This window comes from Marinoscillum sp., from assembly GCF_040222955.1.
Classification (GTDB): Bacteria; Bacteroidota; Bacteroidia; order Cytophagales; family Cyclobacteriaceae; genus Marinoscillum.
Window position 1 is genome coordinate 1 of record NZ_JAVKCA010000016.1, and the last position, 9,907, is coordinate 9,907.

The 9,907-nt window shown below is 47.5% G+C and carries 3 protein-coding genes; all 3 read right to left on the bottom strand.

Annotation, left to right across the window (positions count from 1 at the left end):
* The coding region (locus RIH33_RS13625; RefSeq protein ID WP_406650868.1) for a LamG-like jellyroll fold domain-containing protein at window positions 1-6,895 on the bottom strand (6,895 nt) is incomplete at its 3' end.
* A gap of 180 nt (window positions 6,896-7,075) precedes the next feature.
* Window positions 7,076-9,022: a tetratricopeptide repeat protein gene (locus RIH33_RS13630; RefSeq protein ID WP_406650869.1), complete on the bottom strand. Its 1,947-nt coding sequence runs from the start codon at window positions 9,020-9,022 to the stop codon at window positions 7,076-7,078.
* A gap of 38 nt (window positions 9,023-9,060) precedes the next feature.
* Window positions 9,061-9,813: a LytR/AlgR family response regulator transcription factor gene (locus RIH33_RS13635; RefSeq protein WP_406650870.1), complete on the bottom strand. Its 753-nt coding sequence runs from the start codon at window positions 9,811-9,813 to the stop codon at window positions 9,061-9,063.
* Window positions 9,814-9,907 lie beyond the last annotated feature (94 nt).

A 9,907-nucleotide genomic window follows, 5' to 3' on the forward strand; every position in this document is an offset into this window, starting at 1 on the left:
TTTCATCTGAGCTGGTGAAGGTCACCGTCAATTCTGAACTGGCTGTGGCCGTGAGATCAAAAGCCTGATCTCCATAAGTCCTGTTGGCCAGTGCCTCAAAACTGATGGTTTGAGTGGCCTTTTCTATGGTTAAGCTTTGCGATACATCCAATGCCGCACTGTAGTTATCATTCCCGGCCTGACTGGCCGTGATGGTGGCTGTACCTGCACCCATGATCGTCACGGTGTTACCCGAAACTGAAGCCACCGTTTCATCTGAGCTGGTAAAGATCACCGTCAACTCTGAACTTGCTGTGGCCGTGAGGTCAAAAGCTGATTGGCCATAGACCTTGTCTTCAAGCTCGCCGAAGGTGACTGTCTGGCTTAGCTTTTCCGTGTTGATCGAAAAAGAGCGTTCATCCGTTAGTGATCCGTCAGAAAGTGTCACGGTTACAGTGTTGGAAGTCCCGGCATCTGTTGTCGTTGGCAACCAGTTAAATTCCCCGGTGGCGGAATTGAGACTCATTCCTTTTTCCAGTGAAATAGCATCCAGAGAATAGGTGAGCACATTCGAAGGAAGGTCATTATCGGACCCCGAAATTGTGAAGCTCAATGTTTCTCCAACTGTGGCAGTTTGATCCTCCACTGCATCCAGCACAGGAGCCACGTTCACTTCATTTACCGTAATATTGAAAGTATCTGAAGAGTAGCTAAAAGAATAGGTGTATTCGCTCAAGTAGTCCAATGCGTAAACCACTACCTCATAGACGCCACCCTGATCCTCAGACGGAATCCAACTGAACTCCCCGGACTCACTATCAATGCTCATCCCCAGATTAACCAAATCCCCATGAAGTGCGAATTCTATATTGCCCAATGGAAGAAAGTCGTCTGTTGCAGTAACGGTGAACTGAATTTCTGTCTCTTCGTCCAGGGTCTTATCCGCTATTGGATCAATGACCGGAGGAGCGTTTGCTTCAAGCAATACGGTAAAGTCACCTACGGCTCCACCCGGGCTCCATACCTGGAGCAAATAGTCCGTATTTGGACTGAGTGTCAGAAGAAGCAGCTCACTCTGGTCAAGCGCACAAGCCGGAAAATCACCAAAAGGACTCTCAATTTGGTATATTTCACCGCAGGCAGTATAAACCGCTCCTGCTATGGCTGTGGTCTCTCCGGCCTCCACCGTAAAGATCACCTGACCTGATTCGCCGGAATTGAACGAATACCACACATCCTTAATGTTGGATTCTTCTGTACAAGGGCTGGATTCCGCGTTTGGCGCGGCAAATTCAGTGGAGCCAGCGGTTGCCGTTCCTTCACCCGGCTCGTAAACACTCAGTGCCTGAGCGTTTGCGCAATCGTCGTTGGCGGGTGGGTTGTTCTCAAAATCAACTCCTAACCCACTGCTAGCAGGGCCGGTAGCATTTAGGACATTGACCGCAAGGGAATTAGTAAAAGCCGCATCCGTAAACTCAAAGGTAAGGTCGCTCACATTATGAGTAGCCTGGTGAGCTCCTGCGTTACCAGTGAGCGTCAGGCTGGCCTCTGCGGTTTGAAAACTGGTCATTACCCGTTGGTCTCCTCCATTGGCCACTGCCACGAAACCATCGCTCCCAAAGATGACATCATCCCAAGCTGACAGGGGTGCGTCTGGCTGCACAGTCCAATTGATACCATCCTCTGAGGTCATGACCCTATTGGTTCCATTGTAGGCCACGGCTACAAATAAGCCTCCACCATAATCAACTGCAAACCAGTCACTCATATCCACTGACCTGGGCGTCCAGGTTACCGCATCAGGTGAGGTGAGCACCCGGTAGTCATTTTCAATGCTTGATTCCTCCGAATAGTCTCCCACAAGTACAAACAGTCCGTTCCCATAAGCCACGTCATTGATCCCAAAATAGGAGCCTTCAGAGCTGCTTAGTTCCTGTGGAGTCCAATTGATTCCATCCGGTGATGTGGCAATATCCTCACCATATGACCCTGACACGAACAATCCGTTGCCAAATCCGACAAAGTCTCCAACATTCTCGTCACCTGCCGTCAGTGTCCAGTGAATGCCATCTAAAGACGTCATCACGCGATCAGTGCCATTCGGGCGTATAGCTACAAAACGCCCGTTTCCGAAAGTAATATCAATCCATCCTTGCTCAGAAGAAGGGGCCCTGGCTGTCCAGTTTACGCCATCTTCCGAGGTATAGGCCAAATGGCTGGCGTAATATGGCAGCGCTACAAAGATGCCATTCCCAAAAGCAACTGATGCCCAATTCTCAGCATCCTGAGCTTCGCTGGGAGTCCAGTTGATTCCGTCATTTGACGTAATCAATTTATTGGCTCCATAATCGGCCATTGCCACATATATACCGTTTCCATAGGCCACTGATTTATATTGCGCTGTACCCTCCGGAAACGTAGAGGTCCAGGTAACTCCGAGGGCACTGCTCTCTGTAATGGCCAAAGCGGGGGTAAGACCCTCAGGGATGTTATTCACTACCACTTCTGTTCCCACCTCCAAAAAGTTGTCTTCGTTACCATTGGCGAAGTGATCACCAGTGAGGGTTATTTGGATGGAACCCTCCACCGATCCATCGTTTGCCACGGCTTCTGTGAAACCTTCACCTGCATAAGTCATTGAAGCTGTTTTCGGGTGGAAAGTCAACCCCAATCCGCTACTGGCAGGGCCCGTGGCATTGATCACATAGGCTGCCGCTATGTTGGCAAATGCATAATCGGCAAACTCAAAGGTGATATCTTCAGTGTTATCTGAGGTATTGAGTCCACTACCGGAAAGAGTGAGCTGGGCGGTTGATGCTGTAGGTTCGCTTTTCAGAAGCCATTGGTCTGATTGATCAGTGAATGCCAGGAAAGAACCCTCTGCGTAGAGGACGACATTCAAATCAATGTCAATTACGTTGTTTGTTCCTGACCAGGACTGTCCATCAACTGACCTCAGGATTGCATCGTCATAATAATTTTCACCTACTATGATAAACTGTCCTCCTCCGTAAGTGAGCCAATTCCAGTTGCCGTAATCAATCTCGTGAGCCGTCCAGATAAATCCATCCACCGAAGTATAAACATCATCTCCGTATCCCCCGAGCCCAACAAATAGCCCGTTACCGTAGGTTATATCCTCTAATCCACCGTCATCAAATATTTCTGAAGATACACTTAGCCAACTTGCCCCATCCTCAGAAACCATGGCGTTGGGAGAATTAGGAGATACGGCCACGAATTTGCCATTGCCATAAGTCACCGCAAACCACTCAGCACTGGGAACTTCAGAATTCACAATCCAGTTCTGTGCATCTGAAGAGTACATAGCAGCGTTATCTCCCACTACCACAAAGCGTCCCTCGGCATAAGTAACACCCTCCCAATATCCATACACTTCCTGATAATCCCAGTTGACCCCATCCGTGGAAGTCATGACGTACCCATTTCCGGCACTACCAACAGCCACAAACAGACCGTTGGCATAGGTAACATCCCACCAACCGTCATAATTCAGTTCAGCTTCTACCCAGTTTGCCCCATCTGTGGAATAGATGTAATCTGTACTGTTATAATTCAATGCCACATAGGTGCCATTACCGTAAGCGGCGGCAGTATAAGTACCGCTAATGGAAGTATCCGTGCCATCCGTCCAATCAAGTCCCTGCTGAGTCTGAGCAGTGATGGTCAGCATGGGTGTAAGTACCCCCGGAATATTGCCGATGATAATCTCATCATTGATATCCAGCAGACCATCTTCGTCATCATCCTGAAAATTTTCACCATTCAGCGTGATCACAATTCTACCTTCTACATTTCCGGCGCCTGTTGCCCGAAAGCCCACGCCGGAGTAAACCATATTTGGATTGTCATTAAAATCCACTCCAACACCACTCGATCCCACTGCATTGATTACATCGGCAGCTTCAACATTGGCAAATGCAGCATCAGAAAACTCAATCTGAATATCGCTGATGTCATCGGCATCCTGATGAGCAGTGGCATTTCCAGCGAAGCTCAAGGTAGCCGTGGATCCAAGCTTGCTTGTGATGATCCATCCCGGAGATGAGTGATAGTCCCCCATGGCGATAAACCTTCCTTTTCCATAAGCAATGGCATTAAACCCCACTGACCCCAGAGCTACAGTGGACCAGTCGATCCCATTAGAAGACTTGTAAATGAGATTGTCAACGTCATTGTCGGTTACCACCATAAACTCGCCCTGGCCATAGGTGATAGCACTCAAGACATCTGAAACATCCATTCGCTGTGACCAGGAAGATCCATCCGAAGAAGTCCATATTTCCCCAGAGGAAGTAGTCACAACAAAAAGTCCGTTTCCATAAGCGATGTTCGAAACATTTTCAATTGTAGTTGCCTCTTCAACAGACCATTCCCAGCCATCTTGAGAGGTCATCGGCTGGCCATCTCCACTTATGGCAATGAACATGCCCGCACCGTAACTCACCGCAGCCCAGCTATTATGACTATAATCGGTGGGAGCCTCCCAGGTAGCTCCGTCTGGAGATACCATGATAGATTCATAATCATAGGAAGAGGCCACGGCCACAAATAAGCCATTTCCAAAGACAACATCGCTAAAAGTGATGTCATCAAGATACGTTTCTGACCAGTTGATTCCATCAGAAGATCGGGTTATATATCCATACTCCGACACGGCCACAAACAGGCTATCTCCGAAAGTGATGGCTTTCCAGGAATCGTAAGTATTATCTACACCTTGCCATCTCATGCCATCATAAGAAATCATTACTCCGTACTCAAAGTAACTACTACTCACAGCTACGTAGCGCTCATTTCCATAGGTCAGATCACTCCAATATCCATCTGAATTTGAAAAGCCCATGAGTGTATCCCATACTTCACCCACTGCATGTCTTTCAGTTATTTCAAAATCATAATTCATTCCAGCAGGAATTCCGCTGACGGTGACTTCATTCTCATCCAGGATGTCATCTGACTCGGAGAACATATCCCCAGACAATGAAACATTCAGAGAGCCTTGTACTGAACCATCATTAGCTGATGCTTCAGAGAAACTACCACTATATTCAATCGTGGCGCTTTTAAACGTCACACTCGCTACAGACTCCATGCTGTACCCATCTGTAATAGTCACAGAATATGTACCTGTTGAAAGACCAGATATTACCTGAGTAGTGGCACCGGTACTCCACAAGTATGAATACGGTGGTGCCCCATGGTGGGCATATGCAGATAACTCTCCGTAGTTGCCATTGGATCCCGGCTCGGTCACCACCTGTATATAAGCCGACACTGCTTTGGGCTGAGTCACTGTGATACGCTCAGAGGCGACGGCTCCATTCATATCCGTTACTGTCACTGTATATTCTCCAGAAACCAGGTCAGTGATAGCCGCAATTGTTTCATCGTTATTCCACAAGTAAGAATAGGGCTCAACTCCACCCACGACTGATGCCGTGACCGCACCATCATTGCCTCCTACGGTTGACACATGCGCATTCACTTCCAGTGTGACAATGAGCTCGTCGGGCTGAGTAATGGTCGCTGACCTCACCACTGAGGCTCCCGCATTGTCTGCAATCGTCACTGAGTAAGCACCGGCACTCAACCCTTCAACTGTTGAACCAGTGGCGCCATTGCTCCACAGGTAGGTATAAGGTTCCGTACCTCCCGTAGAGCTCACCGTCAACTGACCGTCTGAGCCACTGTAGATGGACACATGGGAGTCAATACTAATTGAACCGCTCAAAGTACTACCAATTCCAGATAAATTGATGATGTAGGGATCCTCGCAGCTCTCCACGTTGGTAAATGAGATCGAAGCAGTTTTAACACCCTCGGTGGTGGGAGAAAAGCTGACAGAAAAGGTGGTAGTAGCTCCGGCTGCCAATGAACCAGAGGTACCTGTCAGGTCAAGAATAAATTGATCGGCATCTGTCCCCATAAGCTGGGAAATGGGACTCCCCTGAAAATTGAGAGCCGAGGTTCCATCATTGATAATGGTAAAAACCCTGGCTTCAGAACTCAAACCTGTCATTTGGGTACCAAAATCGGTCGTTGACCCACTTTTCACCTCTGCGCCTGACGTTATCTTAAATGGGTGGCTGGTAACCCAGGCAGAAGATGGGGACATCGATACCAAAGTGGCGGCACTTCCACCGGCAACGAGATTGGTGGCAGTAGAACTCCCGGTGACATCATTGAGAGGCCAGTAACCGATCAAACCGGCTTCATTCCCAATCAACATGCTGCTCATGCTGGCGGATATCTCAGCCTCCGTTTTGGCGACATCCCACAATCGGATATCTGCCATGCTACCTGGCGCAAAGGTGGGATGTGCTGGTGATCCACCAAAATAAAAACCTGACTCCAGGCCAAACTTTGCTGTAGTCACCGTGGAGGTTATTGAGTCACCATCCACATAAATGGCAATAGTAACATTGCTCCCGTCCTCTGACCAGGTGGCCGCGAAATGATGCCATGAGTTAGTTACATATTGCATAGTGGTCGGGTATGCAGCATAGCCTCCCCCCTCGTAGCCACTTCGGAAATGCAACCCAACAGCCGGGTGCAGCGAGACGTAAAATGCCTTTGCATTCGGATATGCATATGCATTGGAGAAAAGCGTGAATTCAGGTTGACCCGCAGCCCAATTGTCTTTTTTCACCCATGCCTCCCAGGTGCCCGACCCTTGAGAGCTGATTGGGAGTCCATTGACTATGGTACTGAGATAACCAGCTTCAAACTCGAGGACATTTCGCCCACAATCACCACTGGGAAGAGGTGGTTGTGCAAAGGCTGTTGAAATCGTGAGAAAGAGCAGTGCTAAAACTGCCACAAATCGAGAAAATCCACTAACGGGATGTGTGATGCATGATTCCGGGGAATCAAGGGCGGATAGATTGTTCATGTCTTACTAGGTTTTAAGGGACAATAGGCCTCTCAGGGAGGCTTTACTCCGTAAGATGGTTCCCAATAAAACCTCAAAAACTAATCAATACATGAACCTCTCGGATTGGTGCATGAACCTCTCTACTTTGATCATTAAAATTTCAAAGCCCTTCGGTACGAAGGAAAAAAAGACCCAACGTTAAGCCATCTGATGCGCCAACTGCAGTTGGAAAGAGATAGAGGTGCCACGGTCGGACGAAGAAATGCTCAGCTCCTGGCCGTGCAGACGAATGAACTCCCGACATAACACCAGCCCGAGTCCGGTGCCTTTTTCATCCTGTGTCCCCCGGGTACTTTCTACCGGCTCATTCCCCTGAATTTTACGGATGGTCTCCTCCGGCATGCCCTGCCCCGAGTCTGTCACGGTAATCTCCACACAATCTTCGCGCTCGGAAACCGATAATTGGATCACGCCCCCTGCCGGAGAAAACTTAAGGGCATTACTGAGCAGGTTTCTGAGCACTGTACTGATCATATTGTAGTCCGCCTCCACCATCAGGTCGGCCTCCTGCTCTACAGTTATAGTGATCTCTTTGGCTTTCATCCCCTCTGTAAAGATGGTCATGCATTCCTCCACCAGGCCCTTTGTTTCGAACACTTCGGGCTGAAAATTGAGACCGTTGGTCTGAGAAAGGGCCCATTTCAGAAGATTATCCAACAAATGGTTCACAGATGCGGAAGATTGATCCACCTGCTCGATGAGCTGATTGATGCGGTCCTCATCACCCTTCTTCCGGTAAAAAGAAAGCATCCGCCCTATGCCTTGCATGGAGGTGACAGGACCCCTGAGGTCATGGGCAACGAGCGCAAAAAACTTGTCCTTGGTCTTGTTGGCAGCAAGCAGTTCATCCTGTGATCTATTGAGGGCTTTGTTGATTTTGGTAACCAGCTGATTTTGCTTGTCAATCTGATTCTTGGACTTTTTCAGCTGAAAATAACCAAAAATCATAGCTACACTGAGGATTAGAAATAAGACGGAAGCACCTCCGAATAGCCATTTTTGATTTCTCTCTTTGTCCAATATCAACCTGTTAAGCTCACCTTCCTTTTGCAAGGTTATAATTTCGTTGGCTTTCTTCTCAGATTCATATTTTTCATTGAGTTCGTTAATTACAGCCAGATCTTCTGAGTTTTTAATGGAATCAACCGCGGCCACATGTTTCCTGTAACTCAGATATGCTTTGGACACTTCCCCGGTAGTTTCATATAACTTCACTAACTCCTGGTAAAGATTTCGCTGACTTATAAAATCGCCTAACAACTCAGGCATGGCTTCTGCCTTGGTAAAATATTGCTCAGCGGCCGCCAGATTACCCATTTGTTTTTCCATCGACCCGAGTGAAATGTAGGATTGCAACATTCCCATCTTATTGCCCAGCTGCTCTTCAATCTGAAGGGATTTCAGTTGATATTTTCTTGCTTCGGCATACATCCCCTTCTTGAGGTACGCCTCTCCCAGGCCACTGTAGCCCCAGGCCTGATTCAAGACCATTTTAGACTTTATGGCATAATCAACGCAGTTTTGAAAACAATAAATAGCCGAATCATAATTGGCTTCTTCCTGAAAAACAGTCCCGAGATATTGGTAAGCTGTTGAGAGGCCGTTCAGGTAATTATTGCGTTTGTAGATATCAAAAACTTTGTAAAAGAGGGGTTTGGATTTTGCTCCTTCACCCATGATCATATAGATCAGCGCAATATTGAGCTGCGCATCAGCTTTGTCTGTTTCGCTCCCCAACTTATCAAAAATTTCAGCAGCCCTGATATAGCATTCCATCGCCTTGGTAAAATCTGACTGGTACCAGTAGTACCCTCCAAAATTCAGGGTGTTGCTGGCAATCAATACAGAATCCTGAAGCTCTTCGGCCAGCGCTTTGGCTTGCTCCCCATAGTACAGCGCAGAATCCATGTCAATTGACATATAGAGTCCAAAGAGCGAATTGACCCACCGGGTTTCTACAGAATCATTAGGTGGATTTTTCAGCATTGATTTTAAACTATCCACCAACGATAACCCCTGGGCACCGGCCAGTAGAGAACCAAAGTAGAATAACAAACACAGTGAGCAACAAATGACTCTATTCATGGCAATAAGTATGGTTGGCAATGACTAATATCAATAAATCATAATAATCTGAGCCTGTTCATCAGGTTGTTTTTATAAGCTCCTCCCAGGGGCAGTGACTTCTCACCAACTTCCACCACCATATCCACATCATCAACTCCATCTACTTTTTCTATGTTCACGATATGAGACCTGTGAATTCGCACAAACACGGTGGGGTCCAGCTTTTCTTCCAACTGGTTCATAGATGAGCGAATCTGAAAGCTGCGCTTATCTGAGACGATCTCGCAGTACCGATCCTGACTAACCTCTATCCATCGGATATCGGCCCAGGTCACCTTCACCAACTTGCTGCCCGATTTGATGAAAAAGCTTTCATTGAGAACCAGGTCTTCAGACCAGCCTGCAAATTTACCAACGCTCGCTTCCTGATCCTTTTTGCCCAACTTGAATACTGCCAGTTCAATGGCCGCCTGCAAAGAAGGCTTTTCAATGGGCTTAATAAGGTAGGCGTACGGGTCGGTCCGGAGCGCCCTGGAAATGGTCTCTTTGTCTACAAATGACGTAGCAAAAATGATAGGCGTGGGGCGAATACTATTCATTTTTCCGGCAATGGTCACCCCATCGTCGGTATCTTTCAAATCAATGTCCAGAATCACCAAATCCGGCAAAGTGGCATTGAACATGCGCAACATCTCCATTTCATTGTCGAATATGCCGATGAGGTCATACCCCAGCTCATCAAGAATCATTTCCATTTTACTGGCATGAACCAGATTATCCTCAGCTACCAGTATCCTCAATTTTGCCATAAATCCACATTAGGCCTTATTTGGCACATAAATGTGCTGTTAGGTATCCCGAATTAAGCCAATTCCGACGAAACAGACAACTACTATACCCTAT